This is a genomic window from Jeotgalibacillus sp. 10bf12, from assembly GCF_055597105.1.
Genome location: NZ_CP200276.1, coordinates 2,383,328 through 2,401,091, shown reverse-complemented (window position 1 = coordinate 2,401,091; position 17,764 = coordinate 2,383,328). Strand labels below are relative to the sequence as shown.

The 17,764-nt window shown below is 40.9% G+C and carries 15 protein-coding genes; 1 reads left to right on the top strand and 14 read right to left on the bottom strand.

Annotated features, from left to right (window positions below):
- Nucleotides 1-5: 5 nt before the first annotated feature.
- The 5 genes from DH10bf12_RS12425 to cotE all read right to left on the bottom strand — a co-directional run bounded on the left by DH10bf12_RS12425 (nucleotide 6) and on the right by cotE (nucleotide 6,556).
- Nucleotides 6-812 (bottom strand): MIP/aquaporin family protein, encoded by an 807-nt coding sequence (locus tag DH10bf12_RS12425; protein WP_471735588.1) that lies wholly within the window; start codon nucleotides 810-812, stop codon nucleotides 6-8.
- A gap of 141 nt (nucleotides 813-953) precedes the next feature.
- Nucleotides 954-1,511: a glycerol-3-phosphate responsive antiterminator gene (locus DH10bf12_RS12420; protein ID WP_471735587.1), complete on the bottom strand. Its 558-nt coding sequence runs from the start codon at nucleotides 1,509-1,511 to the stop codon at nucleotides 954-956.
- Nucleotides 1,512-1,530: 19 nt separating this feature from the next.
- Nucleotides 1,531-3,342, bottom strand: a complete 1,812-nt coding sequence (gene mutL, locus DH10bf12_RS12415; RefSeq protein WP_471735586.1) for a DNA mismatch repair endonuclease MutL — start codon at nucleotides 3,340-3,342, stop codon at nucleotides 1,531-1,533.
- Between the two features lie 18 nt (nucleotides 3,343-3,360).
- Nucleotides 3,361-5,910 carry a DNA mismatch repair protein MutS gene (mutS, locus tag DH10bf12_RS12410; protein WP_471735585.1) on the bottom strand — a complete coding sequence of 850 codons (2,550 nt, stop codon included), beginning with the start codon at nucleotides 5,908-5,910 and terminating at the stop codon, nucleotides 3,361-3,363.
- A 115-nt stretch (nucleotides 5,911-6,025) separates the two neighbouring features.
- Complete coding sequence (gene cotE / locus DH10bf12_RS12405; RefSeq protein ID WP_471735584.1) at nucleotides 6,026-6,556, bottom strand: outer spore coat protein CotE; 531 nt, start codon at nucleotides 6,554-6,556, stop codon at nucleotides 6,026-6,028.
- 183 nt (nucleotides 6,557-6,739) lie between these two features.
- Here cotE and DH10bf12_RS12400 point away from each other — a divergent pair, with 183 nt between their 5' ends.
- Nucleotides 6,740-7,663, top strand: coding sequence for a LacI family DNA-binding transcriptional regulator (locus DH10bf12_RS12400; RefSeq protein ID WP_471735583.1), 924 nt, complete (start codon nucleotides 6,740-6,742; stop codon nucleotides 7,661-7,663).
- A gap of 29 nt (nucleotides 7,664-7,692) precedes the next feature.
- Here DH10bf12_RS12400 and DH10bf12_RS12395 read toward each other — a convergent pair whose 3' ends face one another.
- The 9 genes from DH10bf12_RS12395 to rny form a co-directional block, all read right to left on the bottom strand.
- Complete coding sequence (locus DH10bf12_RS12395) at nucleotides 7,693-8,037, bottom strand: hypothetical protein (RefSeq protein WP_471735582.1); 345 nt, start codon at nucleotides 8,035-8,037, stop codon at nucleotides 7,693-7,695.
- 135 nt (nucleotides 8,038-8,172) lie between these two features.
- Entirely contained in the window at nucleotides 8,173-9,693 is a 1,521-nt protein-coding gene (gene exaC / locus DH10bf12_RS12390; RefSeq protein WP_471735581.1) for an acetaldehyde dehydrogenase ExaC, read from the bottom strand.
- 206 nt (nucleotides 9,694-9,899) lie between these two features.
- Nucleotides 9,900-10,334, bottom strand: coding sequence for a YlbF/YmcA family competence regulator (locus tag DH10bf12_RS12385; RefSeq protein WP_471735580.1), 435 nt, complete (start codon nucleotides 10,332-10,334; stop codon nucleotides 9,900-9,902).
- The gene (gene miaB, locus DH10bf12_RS12380) at nucleotides 10,334-11,878 is read right to left on the bottom strand and encodes a tRNA (N6-isopentenyl adenosine(37)-C2)-methylthiotransferase MiaB (protein WP_471735579.1); all 1,545 of its coding nucleotides are present in this window, start codon (nucleotides 11,876-11,878) and stop codon (nucleotides 10,334-10,336) included. The genes DH10bf12_RS12385 and miaB overlap by 1 nt, the downstream gene beginning before the upstream one ends.
- Before the next feature lie 176 nt (nucleotides 11,879-12,054).
- Complete coding sequence (locus DH10bf12_RS12375) at nucleotides 12,055-12,921, bottom strand: 2-oxoacid:ferredoxin oxidoreductase subunit beta (RefSeq protein ID WP_471735578.1); 867 nt, start codon at nucleotides 12,919-12,921, stop codon at nucleotides 12,055-12,057.
- Complete coding sequence (locus DH10bf12_RS12370) at nucleotides 12,922-14,667, bottom strand: 2-oxoacid:acceptor oxidoreductase subunit alpha (protein WP_471735577.1); 1,746 nt, start codon at nucleotides 14,665-14,667, stop codon at nucleotides 12,922-12,924. It abuts the gene before it with no gap.
- 188 nt (nucleotides 14,668-14,855) lie between these two features.
- The gene (locus DH10bf12_RS12365) at nucleotides 14,856-15,116 is read right to left on the bottom strand and encodes a stage V sporulation protein S (RefSeq protein ID WP_041122465.1); all 261 of its coding nucleotides are present in this window, start codon (nucleotides 15,114-15,116) and stop codon (nucleotides 14,856-14,858) included.
- Between the two features lie 99 nt (nucleotides 15,117-15,215).
- Nucleotides 15,216-16,007 (bottom strand): TIGR00282 family metallophosphoesterase, encoded by a 792-nt coding sequence (locus DH10bf12_RS12360; RefSeq protein WP_471735576.1) that lies wholly within the window; start codon nucleotides 16,005-16,007, stop codon nucleotides 15,216-15,218.
- Nucleotides 16,008-16,139: 132 nt separating this feature from the next.
- Nucleotides 16,140-17,699, bottom strand: coding sequence for a ribonuclease Y (gene rny / locus DH10bf12_RS12355; RefSeq protein WP_471735575.1), 1,560 nt, complete (start codon nucleotides 17,697-17,699; stop codon nucleotides 16,140-16,142).
- Nucleotides 17,700-17,764 lie beyond the last annotated feature (65 nt).

Sequence of the window (17,764 nt, the reverse complement as noted above, 5' to 3'; positions counted from 1 at the left end):
ATAGATTATTGGATTAATGAAGTTTGTTTTTTGTCAACTAAGTACGCAGCCAGCAGACATAATAACGTTACCGCTGCAACGATAAAGAACATAATATGAAATTCTCCCGAAAAAATATAACGGTAAAATAAGCCGCCGAATGAACCGCCAAGAACCGGTCCAAGGATTGGGATCCAACTGTACCCCCAGTTAGAATTACCCTTCCCACTGATCGGTAAAACAAAATGTGCAATTCTCGGCCCAAGGTCACGGGCAGGGTTGATTGCATATCCCGTTGTTCCGCCTAGTGAAAACCCTATGGCTACAATCAGCATACCAACAATGAAAGGATTTAATCCTTCCGTGAAATCATTCGCTCCAATAAATAAGATACCGACTACAAGAATAAATGTACCGATGATTTCACTTAGTAAATTGGAGAAATTGTGCGGAATTGCAGGACCTGTAGAAAAAACGCCAAGCTTGGTCCCCTGATCTTCCGTCACTTTCCAGTGTGGCAGGAAATGAAGCCAGACAAGTGTCGCTCCAATAAATGCACCTGCAACCTGCGCTAATATATAACCCGGCACTTTCACCCATTCAAAATCTGCATTAAATGCCAGACCTAGTGTTACCGCTGGATTTAGATGCGCACCACTAAACTGCCCTACCGCATATACGCCCATGGCCACACCAAGACCCCAGCCAAACGCAATCGCTACCCAGCCCGCTCCTTCAGCGAGTGATTTCTTCAGACTGACGTTTGCTACAACGCCTCCTCCAAATAAGATTAGAATGGCTGTTCCAATCAATTCTGCGATGTATTCATTCATTTCTAATCCCCCTCTTTTGTGAAAAGAAAAAGGCTCACAGATTCCTCCCTTTGTTAGGTATTAGGATCTGTGAGTCTCTTGGTCTCTTCACGTGTTATTAACTTGAAAACTATGTTATCAGCTTCTGAAAACGCTGTCAAACTATTTCCCGAAATATGTCCAAAGTTCTTTTGATGAAGTTGAGATTGCACTTGCACCGGCAGTTAGTGCAGCATTTACCTCTTCCGGATCATCGATTAGTCCCCCCGCAATGATCGGTTTACCGGTTTCAGTCTTTATTCTCTCAATCACCTTCGGAACTACACCAGGCAGCAGTTCAATGTAATCCGGATCCGACTGCCTGATCAGTTCCACACTTCTTTTATATGCATTTGAATCAATGACAAAAGTCCGCTGTATTGCTTTTACATTTAATTCACGGGCTCTTTTAACAACATTTTTTCTAGTTGAGATAATGCCATACGGCTTTACTGTCTGACAAATGTATTCACAGGCATATTCGTCGTTTGCAAGCCCCTGAATCAAATCCATATGAAGAAACATTTTCCTGTTTTTACTGTTCGCATAATCAAATACGCTTTTCACCATGCCTATGTGAAGATCTAAAAATACACCGTATTCAAATGAATATTTAAGCATTTTATCAAAATCCTTCATTGAATGAACTGCAGGCAGAATTTTCTGGTTATCAAATTCCATATGTCACCTTCTCTTTTGTTTACATTACTCTTTTAAACATTTTCTCCATCTCAAAAGTTGAAAAGTGTATAACGACCGGTCTTCCATGAGGACATGTAAACGGATCGACACATTCAGATAGTTGACTGATCAGGGATTGCATATCCTCTTTTTTCAGATAATGATTAGCTTTAATTGATTTTTTACAGCTCATAAGAATAGCTACTTCTTCTCTCAGCTTATAGCGGTCAATGGTTTTATCTTTCAATAGCTGCTCAACCATTTCTTCAATGATTTCACTCTCTTCACCTTCAGGAAACCAGACCGGATGTGACCTTATAATCAAGCTGTTGTGTCCAAACTCTTCAGCATTAACACCTGATTTCTCAAGCAAATGAATGTTATCTTTTATTTTTATAAATTGATCACTGGAGAAATCAAATGTCATAGGCACGAGCAGATCCTGAATGTCACCTGTATCACGCGCAAGCTTTTCTCTAAAATACTCATATTTAATTCTTTCCTGGGCAGCATGCTGATCAATCATATATAACCCTGCTTCACTCTGACAGATAATATAGGTACCGTGAGCCTGTCCAATCACTGAAAGTTCAGGCATTCTCTTACGCACACGATAACGATCTTCCGCTTCAGGCTGGTCCTGTACGTCCAATTTATTTACTTCCGATTCAACAGCTCCAGCAGTCACCTCTTCCTTTTCAGGAGGTGATTCTTCTATCTGCTGCGGTTCTTTTGGAATCGTGCGTTCAGGATGTGCAGGCTGTTCATTTGCCGTGCCCCACTGAAAAGAGGTTTGCTCACTGTACTTTTTCGGCTCTTTCTTTTCAGTTACACCGCTTGGAATCAGCGTTTCTTTTCTGAAAGTCCTTCTGATTGTTTCTGAAATCACGTGCTGCAATTCTTTTTCTTTACTGAACCTGACCTCCTGTTTGGATGGATGAACATTTACATCCACAAGGATCGGATCCATTTCAATCGATAAAAGAATAACAGGAAACCTGCCGATCGGAAGCATCGTACGGTACCCTTCAAGAACGGCCTGTGTAATCCCGTAATTTTTAATGTAACGGCCATTTACCAGAACGGAAACGTAACTCTTTGATGCCCGTGTGACTTCAGGCAGTGCTGCCCAGCCTGAAATATTAAAATCAAGCGATTCTCCTTCAAAAGGTACCATCTTCTTCACGGTCTGCATACCATAAATTTCAGAGAGTACCTGTCTGATATCACCCTGCCCGTTAGTATGTAGCAGGGTTCTGCCGTTGTGAATCAGCCTGATTGATATTTCAGGGTGAGAGAGCGCGAGCCTGTTCACAATATCTGTAATATTTCCAAGTTCCGTATTGATTGTCTTCATATATTTAAGCCTTGCAGGTGTATTGTAAAAAAGTTCTTCCACCCTGATATCAGTTCCTTTTCTCGCTGAAGCTGCAGACTGACTGATCAATTTCCCACCGTGAATGATAGCTTTCGTACCTTGCTCACCTGTAGAAGAAGTGATTTCAACTTTCGAAACTGACGCGATACTCGGCAGCGCTTCTCCTCTGAAACCGAGCGTTTTAATCCTGAATAAGTCATGTTCATTTTTTATTTTACTTGTAGCGTGTCTTGAAAAAGCGGTAAGCAGGTCTTCTTCTAATATACCGTCACCATTATCTTTGATTCTGATGCTTGAGAGCCCCGCTTCAACGATATCAATCTCTATAATTGTAGAATGGGCATCAATGGCATTCTCCATCAGTTCTTTAACAACTGAGGCGGGCCGCTCCACCACTTCTCCTGCAGCAATTTTATTTGATAAAAATTCATCCAGCTGCTGAATATGTCCCATGACGATCCCCTCCCCGCATTAAGATTTAGATAGTAATTTACCTGCTTTTTTCTGCAGTTTATATAGTTCATTCATCGCTTCCATCGGTGTCATTTCAAGTACATTGATTTTTTGAATCTCTTTTAAAACTTTACTTTCAGACTGGTTTGTTTTTTCAGGCAGATCAAACAGCGTCATCTGCTGCTTTGATTCGCTCGATTCTTTTTCCGCTTCAAAAAAAGACAGCAGTTCATTCGCCCGGCTAATAAGTGAAGGCGGTAACTCTGCAAGTTCAGCTACATGAATACCATAACTTTTATCAGCCGGACCTTCTTTCACCTTATGAAGAAATACGACCTTCCCATCCTGTTCAGCAGCTGCTACATGTATATTTTTCAAACGTTTCAACTTTGAAGATAGTTCAACCAGTTCATGATAATGGGTTGAAAATAAAGTTTTTGCCTGTATGGAATCATGAACATACTCAATGATTGCCTGAGCAAGTGACATCCCGTCATATGTGGACGTTCCGCGGCCGATTTCATCAAACAGGATTAAACTGTTTTCAGTTGCATGCTCGAGCGCATGTTTTGCCTCAAGCATTTCCACCATGAAAGTACTCTGACCACTTACAAGGTCATCAGCTGCACCAATTCTTGTAAAAATCCTATCAAACACTGGAAGCTCCGCATGATCTGCAGGAACAAAGCAGCCCATTTGTGCCATAACAGAAATTAATGCAACCTGTCGCATATACGTACTCTTACCTGACATATTCGGACCGGTAATTAAAAGCATTGAACGGCTGTTATCCATTTCACAAGAATTAGGCACATACTCATTCATATTCATTACCTTTTCAATGACCGGGTGTCTGCCTTCTTGAATATTTAATTGCTGATGTTCTGAAAACACAGGTTTTACATAATGTCTTTTTTCACTGATATATGCGAATGATTGCAGGACATCAATTTCACTGATTTCTTTTGCAAGCTGCTGAATACGGGGAATTTCTTTTTTCACCTGTTCTCTGACAACCTGAAAAATCTCATTTTCAAGTTCAATTGATTTTTCCTGTGCTTCTAATATTAGCGTCTCTTTTTCTTTTAGTTCCGGTGTAATATAGCGCTCTGCGTTTGCAAGCGTCTGGCGTCTTTCATATCGCTCATCATTTAACGAAGAAAGGTTTGCTTTTGTGATTTCAATATAATAGCCAAAAATGCGATTGTATCCGATTTTAAGCGATTTAATTCCTGTCATTGATCTTTCTTTTTGTTCAAGTTCAGCAATCCACTTTTTACCGTTACGGCTTGCATCTTTGTACTGGTCAAGCTCAGGTGAATAACCGTCTTTAATAAAGTTACCATCCTTAATTGTAATCGGCGCCTGCTCATCAATCGAGAGGTCAAGCAAATCTGCTACATCAGCACAGGCATCCATCGCCTCAGCTCTTTTTATTAAGCTTTTATCAGGAATTTCTTTCAGTTGTTCTTTGATAAATGGCACCTGCTGCAGTGATCTTTTTAATTGCACAAGATCCCTTGGGCTGATCGAACCAAATGCAACCCGACCAGCAAGCCGTTCAAGATCATAAACATTTTGTAAAAGCTCTCTTAGTGATTCACGTTCAAAGAAATGATTTTTTAAACTTTCAACAAGGTTAAGTCGCTCATTAATCAGCGATTGATTGATTAACGGTCGTTCAACCCATGATTTTAACTGTCTGCTGCCCATTGCAGTCACCGTTTCATCAAGCAGCCAGACGAGAGACCCTTTTTTCGAGCCGCTGCGGTTATTTTCAGTGAGCTCAAGATTTCTTTTTGAGTTGGGGTCAATTTGTAAATATGCACTCACTTCGTAGTGTTCAGTTTTCTGCAAATGATCAAGTGACCTCTTCTGGGTATCAGTTGTGTAGTGCAAAAGCAGACTGATCCCCTCTTTTACTTCATCGTCCTCAAGCAGGGAAAGTAATGATTCATCAAATGACAGCTGCCCCTGCTCTACTTTTGATATTGCAGTAATGCCTCTATCCTTAAATTTACTGATCAGCTCATCACTAACAGAAGCCGGCAGAATCAATTCTTTTGCTTTAATCATTGTAATTTCCTGCAGAAGCAGTTCTTCATTATCAACAACAGATGCTTTTGATTCCCCAGTTGACAGGTCTAGGTAAGCAATACTATAGCGCTCACCGGATAGCTGAACTGCTGAACCCAGAAAGTGGTTTTCCCGTTCATTAACAGCACTAACTGCCGTACCAGGGGTGATCATCTGTACGATTTCTCTTCTGACAACGCCCTTTGCCTGTTTCGGATCCTCAGTCTGTTCGCAAAGTGCCACTTTAAATCCCCTGTCGACCAGTTTCTCTATGTATGAAGCTGCAGAATGATATGGTACTCCGCACATCGGAATTTTATCTTCCTTATTACCACCACGCGCTGTAAGCGTAATCTCAAGTTCCTTAGATGCCTTAAGTGCATCATCAAAAAACATTTCATAAAAATCTCCGAGCCTGAAAAACAGAAATGCATCTGGTACTTCAGCTTTTATTCTTAGGTATTGCTGCATCATAGGTGTATATTTCGTCAAAACAATTCTCCCCGTTCATCTACATTATATATGTGAAAAGTATAGCATAAATGGTCATCAATCACTTAACCGATTACTTGTCTGCACAATAAAAAACACTGTCCTAGGACAGTGTTTACTCATGATCAAATACATTCTGATTAATATGTTCAAGCTCTTCATCTAAATCATAATCTTCCCAGTCGTCATCACCGGGGTGCTCATTTGTAAAAGCTACACATACTTTTGTTTCACCCACACATTCAGCAGCAATTTCTCTCTCCGCATGGACAACGATATGCTGACCCTTATCAGAAATTTCGGCCTCAATGCAATTTGGCTGCTGCAGCACTCTCGCAATGACTTCGTGATCATTTCTTGCATCCTTATCCCGGTACCTGAGAGTAATTTCATCTTTGTAGGAAACATTTTCAATGATCACAGATGTCTTCGTGTTGTGATGGTGAGAGTACCATACATTTAACTCATAAGAACCGTTTACCTCAATTTTGTGACCGGACTTTTTTGCAGCGTATTTATGATTGATAATCCAGCAGCCGAGTATGCTTGACGGTTTATGTGGTGGCTGAACAGTATGTTTAGACTTAACGTACTTTCGTCCCTTTGCTACCACTGACTTCGTAATAATCTCACGGTATTCCGTCATTAAAGCGGCCTCCTTTCATTTCTCCCTTATCTTATGCACCATATTTAAAACATGTGCAAATAACCTGGTTTAGTTAAAATAATAACGTTGTTATTTTATAGTTGGCATTTATTTATTGTCATTATTAAATTTGTTATTTATACTAAATATAATAATAACGTTATTATTTATAGGGGTGATACAATGTCTGTTACGATCAAGGATATAGCCAAAGAGGCAAACGTCAGTTTTTCCACCGTTTCTAAAGCGCTGAATGACAGTCCATTAGTAAAAGAGCCGACTAAACAGCGGATTTTAGCGCTTGCGAAAGAAATGGGTTATGAAATTGATACTTCTGCTAAAATTCTCGCAACCGGGAAGTCCAATGCGGTTGGCATCTTCTGCCCTGCTATGGCGACTCCAGGTTACGCAGCTACCGTACACGAATTAAGCAAACAATTGAAACGCCGCGGGTTTTTACCTGCTTTGTCTGCTGCTGGTTTTCAGGATGCAAAGGAGATGTTCTCACGCTTAAAAGCTGCATGTGTAATTGTTATTGATCAAAATGAATTCAATTTTCCTAATGCCGATTTCACATATAATCCCTATATTGAATCTTCTGATACGCCAGCGATTACTCAGCAAACATTAAAAAAAGATGCAGCTTTAAAAGCAGCATCTCTTCTGACCCACTCCGGTCACAGATCAATCCTGACAGTAAGTGAGTATGATGAAAACTGGATGAATGAAGCGCTAAAAAAAGAAACCCGCTTTGATGCGGTTAAACATACTTATGTCAGCACAGGGGACCTCGAACGATTCTTTACTATTATAAAATCGACGCTTGATCAGACGATGCCGGATGCGATTATGTGCTCCAGCCGCAACCTGGCAGAGCTTACACTGCTGATCAGTAAAAGTTTAGGCCTCAATATCCCTGAAGACAGTTCACTGATCGCTTACGCTGAAGACGTTGATGCCGACTCCCCTGTTTCTTTATTCGGATACTCAACCAGCAGGCTGGCAGAAGTGACCTCTGATTACATTTTCGCAAAAATTAATGAACAGGAATATAATGATGCAAACCAAAAACCTGAAATCATGCTTAATTACACAGTAAAGCTCTAATAATAACGTTGTTATTATTAGAGCTTTACTTAATTATGATTTATTTTTTCATATGCTTCTTTATCAAGGTGTGCATCAGTCTTGCTTAAAATTGATACAGCTTCTTTTCTATCTTCTTCCTTAACATAAAACTCAAGCAAATAATGAAACGTATCTGATGAGTCAGCACGGCTGATCACATCACGATCTGTAATAATACCTGTATTTGGAGTCGAGTTTGAAGTAAAGCTCAATGCAGGAAGCAGAAATGGATTGCTGTCAGTATCAGGGATTGAATCAATCCTTGCATCTCTGATCGGACACCTCTGCAGTTTAGCTAATGCAGTTTCTGCATCGCTTTCATTTTTAAAATATGCTTGTAAATGATGTTCCATAATGATCCTCCTCAGCAGTGCGATTTACAGAATTTTACCCTTAATTAAACCCTTTAAACCATTCGGACTGTTCACGTATTCAAATACCTCTGCAAAATAAAACAGCTCCGGTTAAATACCGGAGCCATCTGTTTTTTAAAAGAATCCTAATTTCTTAGGGCTGTAGCTGACCAGCATGTTTTTAGTCTGCTGATAATGATTAAGCATCATCTTATGATTTTCACGTCCGATACCTGACATTTTATAACCTCCAAATGCTGCGTGTGCAGGATATTGGTGGTAGCAGTTTGTCCATACACGACCAGCCTGAATACCTCTTCCGAATCGGTATGCAGTATTTACATTTCTTGTCCAGATACCTGCACCAAGTCCATATAGTGTATCATTTGCGATTTCCATTGCTTCTTCATCTGTTTTAAATGTAGTAACAGAAAGAACCGGTCCAAAAATCTCTTCCTGGAAGATTCTCATATCATTTGTTCCTTTAAAGATGGTAGGCTGAATATAGTAACCTTCAGCAAATTCACCCTCTTTTTTATTAATATCTCCACCAGTTACAAGCTCCGCTCCTTCTTCTTTACCGATCTGAAGGTATGATTGAATTTTTTCCATCTGCTCAGTTGATGCCTGTGCACCCATCATTGTATTAGGGTCCAGCGGATTGCCTGTATTAATCTCTTTTACCCTCTTCACTACACGTGCCATGAATTCTTCATAGATGTCTTCATGAATAAGTGCTCTTGAAGGACAAGTACATACTTCACCTTGATTAAGCGCAAACATCAACAGACCTTCAACTGCCTTGTCCACAAATTCATCATCCTGATCCATAATATCTTTAAAGAAAATATTTGGTGATTTACCACCAAGCTCTAAAGTAACCGGAATCAGATTTTGGGATGCATATTCCATGATCATTCGGCCGGTGGTTGTTTCACCTGTAAATGCGACTTTTGCAATACGCTTACTTGACGCAAGCGGCTTACCTGCTTCAAGGCCGAAACCATTCACAATATTTAACACACCCTTTGGCAGAAGATCACCAACCAGCTCCATTAATACCAAAATTGACGAAGGCGTTTGTTCTGCCGGTTTTAAAACAATACAGTTACCCGCAGCGAGCGCAGGCGCAAGCTTCCATACAGCCATTAACAGCGGGAAGTTCCATGGGATAATCTGTCCCACAACCCCGAGCGGCTCATGGAAGTGATAAGCTACTGTATCATGGTCAATCTCACCAAGCGTTCCCTCCTGTGCCCGGATGACGCCAGCGAAATATCTGAAATGATCAATCGCAAGCGGCAGATCTGCATTAAGTGTTTCACGGACCGCCTTACCATTCTCCCATGTTTCAGCTACTGCAAGCATTTCATGATTTTGCTCCATACGGTCAGCAATCTTATTTAATATGATTGATCTTTCCGTTACAGAAGTTTTCCCCCATGCATCCTTTGCTGCATGTGCTGCATCTAGTGCTTTTTCAACATCTTCTTCTGTAGAGCGTGCAATCTGGCAAAACACCTTGCCATCTACCGGAGAAGGATTATCAAAATATTGCCCTTTTGCAGGCGCTACCCATTCTCCCCCTATGTAGTTATCATATTTATCTTTAAAATTCACTAGAGATCCATCAGTATTTGGATTTGAGTAAGTCATCACTTTGCCCCCTATTGTTTGTAATAATCGTACTGAATTTATCCCTATCCCCCTTTATGTAATCGCTTTCATTTTTACTGAATATATTAAGCTCTGAAATTGAGCTGTATGTTATTTTTATCAAATATTACGAGCATTGTCAATTTTCAGAACAATATGAATCAAAAAAAGGATCCGGTTTTTATTCCGGATCCTTTTTCGATTCATTATGAGCAGCTGCCGCCTGGTGCATTATTAACCTGTGCACCGGTTTCACCCTTCATAATATCTCCGCCAGTCTGACGGATAATTTCATCAGTTACAGTGTTAGAAACCGTGTTGGCGACCATTTGAAGAAGATCATTCACTTCAGTCTGTGACTGCTTAAATTCCTGAACAATTGGAATTTCATCAATTTCATTTTCTACTTTTTCGATTTTGGCTTCAATCATTTTCAGCGCTTCATGTTTACCATAATGCTGGAAATTAACTGCCTGCTTCTGAAGACTTCTCAGGCTGGCAATTTTTTCTCTGATTTTTTGATTTTCCTGAATCTGCGCCTCAGCTCGTTTAAAAAAGTCCACTTCTTCTGTTTCAGTAATCATCTGTGCGAGTTCTTTTGCACGTGCAATTATTTCTTTTTTCGTATATCTCTTTTCCATTATCCATTCACTCCTGCTGGTTCTTCCGCTTCAACCAATTCACCATTCAGGCTCCAGGTTCTAGCATCAGTAATTTTGACCATCACTCTTTTTCCGACAATGTTCTTTGGTCCTTTAAAGTTTACGAGTTTGCTCGTTCTTGTATAGCCTGACAAAACTTCAGCATTCTTACGGCTTTCGCCTTCCACTAACACTTCCATCGTCTGACCTTCAAGTTTTTTCATTGCTGCAAGTGACATTTCATTCACAAGGTTATTCAGACGCTGCAAACGCTCTTTTTTAACCTCCATCGGTACATTATCCTGCATTTTTGCTGCCGGAGTACCATCCCGCGGAGAATAGATATAAGTGAATGCTGTCTCAAATCCTACTTCTTTATATAATGTAAGCGTTTCTTCAAATTGTTCTTCAGTTTCATTCGGAAAACCTACAATAATATCAGTTGTCAGTACTGCGTTTGGTATTGTTTTTCTAATTTTACCGACAAGCGTCAGAAACTGCTCTCTCGTATACTTCCTGGCCATGAGCTTAAGTACATCAGAAGAACCATGCTGTACAGGCAGATGTATATGCTCAACAAGATTCCCACCCTTAGCAAGTACCTCAATTAAATAATCATCGAAGTCTCTTGGATGACTTGTGGTAAAGCGGATTCTTGGTATATCGATTTTTCGCAGCTCATCCATTAATTGACCGAGTCCAAAGTCCGTATCCTTTAAATCCTTACCATAAGCATTTACATTCTGTCCAAGAAGTGTGATCTCCTGATAGCCCTGTGCGGCAAGGTGTCTGACTTCCCTGATAATATCTTCAGGACGTCTGCTGCGTTCCTTACCTCTTGTATAAGGGACAATACAATATGTACAGAATTTATCACAGCCGTACATAATGTTAACCCAGCCTTTGATTGCACCCTTTCTCACTTTAGGGAGATTTTCAATGACGTCTCCTTCTTTTGACCATACTTCAACGACCATTTCCTTACTCATATAGGCTTCGTTCAGAATGTTTGGAAGCCTGTGAATGTTATGTGTACCAAAGATCATATCAATATGAGGATGTGTTTTAAGAATTTTGTTAACAACTGATTCTTCCTGAGACATACATCCACACACACCAATTAGTAAATCGGGTTTTTCAAGCTTTAATGGCTTAAGGTGACCGATCTCACCAAATACTTTATTTTCAGCATTTTCACGGATTGCGCATGTATTTAATAAAATCACATCAGCATCTTCGGTCGTATCTGTCGGCTCATACCCAAGCTGCAGGAAGATTCCAGCCATCACTTCTGTGTCGTGCTCATTCATCTGACAGCCATAAGTGCGGATATAGAATTTACGCCCCTTACCCAAACCCTCTAATGTCTGATCTATTTTAAAATCTTCATGGTAATTTACATCTTCTTTACCGCGTCTTTTAGCATCTTTTAATGATGGCGGGCTGTAAACAGTCTGAAAGTATTGACTATAGTCTTTTTCTTTCTTCTGTCCCTGAGATGTCTGAGTGGCATCCTGGCTTGCAATGCGCTGCTCTTCATTCATCCTGATGTCCCCTTTCTTACTGTCAAATTCATTAACAGAGTTAAAAAACCCCATGTTATACAAGTATAAATGTTAATTTACATACTGACAACATAACTAACGATGATGTCGATAAATTGACTCAATTATACAACTCAGCAGAAAAGCACACGCTTGATTCACGTGCGCCTTAATTATTACATAAATTCTTTTACTAGTTTATTAAAGTAATCTTCTTCCAGTTGCAGATTCTGATTGCTAAGAGGTTTCTCATCATAACCGTCAATCAGCTCCTGGTAAGAAGGCTGTTCTGTGTCCTGATATATCAATCCTGTAACTAGCCCATCATGCTTCATCAATGTCTGCATGGCAGCTTCTTTACTGTAGGCATCATACCCTTCAATCTCTGAAAGCTTGACCAGGTTTTCTTTAAACCAGTCATAAGTGTTCACTTTGTTGTATGTTACACAAGGGCTGAATACATTAATAAGAGAAAATCCTTTGTGACTTAACCCCTGTTCAATCAGGCTTGTCAGTTCTTTTAAATCTGACGAGAAGCCCTGGGCTACAAAAGTAGCACCGGAGGTCAAAGCCATTTCCATAGGATTAATAGATGGCTCAATCGCACCCTTGGGCGTTGATTTCGTTTTAAATCCTGCTGAAGACCTTGGAGAAGTTTGCCCTTTTGTTAATCCATAGATCTGGTTATCCATCACGATATAAGTCATATCAATATTTCTTCTGATTGCATGAATAGTATGACCAAGACCAATTGCAAATCCGTCTCCATCTCCTCCTGATGCGATGACTGTCAGATCTCTGTTAGCCATTTTCACACCTTGCGCGAGGGGTAGCGCACGGCCGTGGATACTGTGAAAGCCGTAGGAATTAATATATCCTGAGATTCTGCCGGAACAACCAATCCCTGATACGACTGCAAGACTTTCAGGCGTTAAGCCAATATTAGCTGAGGCACGCTGGATCGCAGCCTGTACTGAAAAGTCTCCACATCCCGGACACCAGTTAGGTTTTACATTATTTCTGAAATCTTTAAATGTAACCAATTAAATCAGCTCCTTTGTCAGCAACTCAACCTCCGATGGTAAAAACGGAGTCCCGTCGTACTTTTTCAGACTATGAATCTTTGAAGCCATTCCAACATTCATTTTAATTAATGATGCCAGCTGCCCCGTTGCGTTATGTTCAGCTACTACAACTTTTTTCGTACTTTCCATCAATGGTGCAAGCTTATCAGCAGGGAAAGGGTGAAGTAATCTGATATGCGCATGATTAACCTTTAATCCCTGGGCTTCAAGTCTTTCCTGCGCTTCTTCCAATGCGCCGCGTGTTGAATTAAATCCAATAAGCAAGACATCTGATTCACCATGCTTTGCATTATCTATATCAACCGCTTTGTAAAGCGATACATGATCCAGCTTTCTCATACGTTTATCCATCTGCATTTGACGATTCAATGAGGATTCAGAAGGTTTTCCAGTCTCATCATGTTCAACTCCGGTTACATGGTGTATACCGTTTTTCATCCCGGGCAGAACGCGTTTGGAAACCCCGTCTTCAGTTACTTCATACCTCTTAAAATACTGCTTCGGCTCAAGTTCCTCAAGCTCTGATTCATCTGTCACGAGCTTCCCTCTGCCAACTGAAACTTTTGAATAGTCTAAAGGATCTACAGACTGCTTCCCAAGTGAAAGCTGCAAATCTGACAGTACAATAACCGGACACTGATAAGTTTCAGCAAGATTAAAAGCATCAATCGTGTCATAAAACGCTTCTTCAGCTGTACTCGGTGCTAAAACTATTTTGGGGATATCTCCATGAGTGCCATATATCATCTGCATCAGATCCGACTGTTCCTGCTTCGTTGGCAATCCGGTTGATGGTCCCCCTCGCTGAGTATCCACTATGACAAGCGGCTGCTCAGTCATGCCGGAGAGTCCGATTGATTCCATCATGAGAGACAGTCCCGGACCCGCTGATGCTGTAAAAGCACGTACACCAGCATAGTTTGACCCAATTGCCATTGTAGCTGCAGCAATTTCATCCTCCGTTTGAATGACAGCACCACCGAGTGCAGGGAGTTTTTTGATTAAGTATTCCATAATCTCAGAAGCCGGAGTAATCGGATATGCTGCCATAAATCTGACACCGGCTGAAATTGCGCCGAGTGCAATTGCATCATTGCCGATCATAAACATTCTCTGAATACCGTCTGCTTCAGCAAGCTGATGCGAACCTTTTTTATCGGCAAGCAGGTCTGAAGCTGCTTTAAAACCTGCTTCGATCGCTTCCATATTTTTTTGAACAACGACTTCACCTTTGCGGCTGAATGTCTCCTGGAGTACTTTTGTGAAAACCTCAGTCGGAAGATCCATAATGGCACATGTTGCACCAATTGCAACCATGTTTTTCATTAAAGAGGTGCCTAGTTCAGAAGCAATTTCAGTAAAGGGTACAATAATCAGTTCTGCCTGACAGTCCTCCGGGTTTGCAGGTTTAAATTTCGCATCAGCAATGATAATACCGTCTGCACCCATTTCATGATAATTCACATCAATTGTTTCCTGATCAAATGCAACTAAAATATCTAAACGGTCTTCTACCGCTCTTATGCGTGTTGTGCTCACTCTGATTTTATTGTTTGTATGTCCGCCTTTTATTCTTGAAGAAAAATGCCTATAGCCATATAAAAAATAACCCAGACGGTTCATTGCCATGGAAAAGATTTCGCCGGTGCTTTCGATCCCTTCTCCCTGCTGACCGCCCACTTTCCAGGAAAGCTGCTGTTTCATTCTAACCTCTCCTTCAACTGCGCAATATGTATAAATTCATCATTGTTCATTTTATCACGTTTACTAATGTGACACATCTTTTTAAAGGTAAACCAGTGAAATTCAACCCTTTGATCAAATAATAAGTTAACATAATAATATTATTGTTTATAAAAAACAAAGGCCGCTGCTTCCGCAACGGCCTTATCTTACCTTGGTTCAATAATCAGCTTAATAGCAGTTCTTTCTTCTCCTTCAATCTGAATATCTGTAAATGCAGGAATACAAATCAGATCTATTCCTGATGGTGCAACAAATCCCCTTGAAATCGCAACTGCTTTTACTGCCTGGTTAAGTGCGCCTGCGCCAATTGCCTGCACTTCCACAAACCCTTTTTCTCTTAATACACCTGCTAATGCGCCTGCTACTGAATTTGGATTAGATTTTGACGATACTTTTAATACATTCAACTGCAGATCCCCCTTCTTCAACCGCTAACATGTGCTAGTGTCCATTCACTATATTCCTTTTAGCGTGAAGTTATGCAGGAGGAAGCAATATTACAGTCTTTAAAAGGGATGATCTTCATTAATTAAGATACGATCTATAGACAAGGCACTACCTGATTTACGATCCAGTTTAATCAGACAGCCGCTTAAAATCGCTCTGCCCGTCTTAGGTACTTCAAACCTTGAAGGTAAGCCTGTAACGAACCGTTTTAATACTGCTTCTTTTTCCATACCTAAAATGGCATCATAAGGACCGGTCATCCCAACATCTGACAAATAAGCCGTTCCCTCAGGAAGAATTCTGTTATCAGCAGTCTGCACATGGGTGTGAGTTCCCACTACAGCTGAAGCTTTACCATCCAGGTACCAGCTCATAGCCTGCTTTTCACTCGTAGCCTCTGCATGAAAATCAACAAAGACAAATGGTGTCTGTCTCTTTGCTTCCGTGACCGCCTGTCTGACTGCCGGAAAAGGATCGTCTACCGGGTTCATAAATGTTCTGCCAAGCGCATTAACTATCGCGACTTCCGCACTGCCGGCCTGAAAAAATCGGATGCCCTTTCCAGGTGTTCCTTTTGGATAATTCAGTGGTCTTACTAACTGATCAGCTTTATCGATAAAATTAAATAGATCTTTATTATCCCACGTGTGATTCCCGAGTGTAATCATATCGGCACCAGCCTGGAGCAACTGTTCATATATTTTCTGTGTAATCCCTCTTCCGGATGCAGCGTTTTCTCCATTTACTATAACAATATCCGGTTCATGTCTTTCTTTTAATTTCGGAAGGTACTCATCTATCATTTCTCTTCCAGGAGAGCCTACAACGTCTCCAATAAAAAGTATTTTCATCATATTCCTCTTTCTAATTATGTACTTTGTTCAAACTTTAGCATGAAAATACCACTGTTTCAACTTTACCTGTGGCTGATTGAGTATGTTTTGTTCAATTTAAAAGCGATGTGCCAAGGCACATCGCTTTGATTATTTTGCGTATTCTACTGCTCGGGTTTCTCTGATCACTGTTACTTTAATGTGACCCGGATAATTCAACTCTTCTTCGATCTGCTTACGTATATCGCGTGCGAGTCTGTGAGCGGTAAGATCATCAATCTGCTCAGGACGAACCATAATTCGAATTTCTCTGCCCGCCTGAATAGCAAATGATTTCTCTACGCCTTCATATCCTTCAGAAATTTCCTCAAGACGTTCAAGTCTTCTGATGTAGTTTTCAAGCGTTTCACTTCTAGCACCTGGTCTTGCTGCAGAAAGTGCATCAGCTGCTGCAACCAGTACCGCGATGACTGATGTTGCTTCATAATCACCGTGGTGGGAAGCAATACTGTTAATGACTACAGGGTGTTCTTTATACTTGGTTGCAAGCTCCACGCCAATTTCAACGTGACTGCCTTCCACTTCATGGTCAATTGCTTTCCCGATATCATGAAGCAGCCCTGCTCTTCTGGCAAGCGCAACGTCTTCACCAAGCTCAGCTGCAAGCAGACCTGAGAGGTAAGCAACCTCTGTAGAATGCTTGAGTACATTTTGTCCGTAGCTTGTACGGTATTTCAGCCTGCCAAGGATTTTGATGAGATCCGGATGAAGTCCGTGTACACCAACATCAAATGTTGTCTGTTCACCGATTTCACGAATATGCTCGTCTACTTCACGACGTGCTTTATCAACCATTTCCTCAATTCTTGCAGGGTGAATGCGCCCATCCTGTACGAGTTTTTCAAGCGCAATTCTTGCTGTTTCTCGTCTGATCGGGTCAAACCCTGAGAGGATTACCGCTTCAGGTGTATCATCAATAATCAGATCGATTCCTGTCAGCGTTTCTAACGTTCTGATATTTCGTCCTTCTCTTCCGATGATGCGCCCTTTCATTTCATCATTCGGCAAGTTTACGACAGAAACAGTGGTTTCAGCCACATGGTCAGCCGCACACCTTTGAATTGCCAGAGATAACAATTCTCTTGCTTTCTTCTCTGATTCTTCTTTTGCACGGTTTTCCTGTTCTTTCACCATAATTGCAATGTCCTGTGACAGTTCTTTCTCTACCTGATCAAGTATAATTGCTTTCGCTTCTTCCCGCGTCAGTCCAGATACACGTTCAAGTTCGAGCTCTTGCTTTTGAACCATCTCCTCCACTTTGCTTTCCATCTCTTCAATATGTTGTTGTCTTTCATGCAGTGATTGATCTTTTCGTTCCTGCATTGATTCCCGCTTATTCAGCGAGTCATCTTTGCGATCCAGGTTTTCTTCCCGCTGCATCAGGCGGTTTTCCTGCTTTTGCAGTTCATTTCTGCGTTCACGGAGTTCTGCTTCAATTTCTGAACGAAGCTTATGATTTTCATCTTTCGCTTCTAGCAGCGCTTCTTTCTTCAGTGCTTCTGCTTCACGCTTCCCGTTTGTCAGGATTTGTTCAACAGTACCTTTCGCACCGCCGACTTTCGCGTCCATCATGAATTTGTGTATCAAATAACCAACAAACACACCTACGATAATGCCAACCAAAATGAAGGTGATTTCGAGTGCTCCCATCGTATTCACCTCCTCTTGCTTAATCTCTTCATACTTTGTCTTTTCAGGATCTTCCGAATGCTTCC

Coding starts and splice junctions, on each gene's coding strand:
- DH10bf12_RS12425 (WP_471735588.1), bottom strand. CDS start 812: ATGAATGAATACATCGCAGAATTGATTGGAACAGCCATTCTAATCTTA.
- DH10bf12_RS12420 (WP_471735587.1), bottom strand. CDS start 1,511: ATGGAATTTGATAACCAGAAAATTCTGCCTGCAGTTCATTCAATGAAG.
- mutL (WP_471735586.1), bottom strand. CDS start 3,342: ATGGGACATATTCAGCAGCTGGATGAATTTTTATCAAATAAAATTGCT.
- cotE (WP_471735584.1), bottom strand. CDS start 6,556: ATGACGGAATACCGTGAGATTATTACGAAGTCAGTGGTAGCAAAGGGA.
- DH10bf12_RS12400 (WP_471735583.1), top strand. CDS start 6,740: ATGTCTGTTACGATCAAGGATATAGCCAAAGAGGCAAACGTCAGTTTT.
- DH10bf12_RS12395 (WP_471735582.1), bottom strand. CDS start 8,037: ATGGAACATCATTTACAAGCATATTTTAAAAATGAAAGCGATGCAGAA.
- exaC (WP_471735581.1), bottom strand. CDS start 9,693: ATGACTTACTCAAATCCAAATACTGATGGATCTCTAGTGAATTTTAAA.
- DH10bf12_RS12385 (WP_471735580.1), bottom strand. CDS start 10,334: ATGGAAAAGAGATATACGAAAAAAGAAATAATTGCACGTGCAAAAGAA.
- miaB (WP_471735579.1), bottom strand. CDS start 11,878: ATGAATGAAGAGCAGCGCATTGCAAGCCAGGATGCCACTCAGACATCT.
- DH10bf12_RS12370 (WP_471735577.1), bottom strand. CDS start 14,667: ATGAAACAGCAGCTTTCCTGGAAAGTGGGCGGTCAGCAGGGAGAAGGG.
- DH10bf12_RS12360 (WP_471735576.1), bottom strand. CDS start 16,007: ATGAAAATACTTTTTATTGGAGACGTTGTAGGCTCTCCTGGAAGAGAA.
- rny (WP_471735575.1), bottom strand. CDS start 17,699: ATGGGAGCACTCGAAATCACCTTCATTTTGGTTGGCATTATCGTAGGT.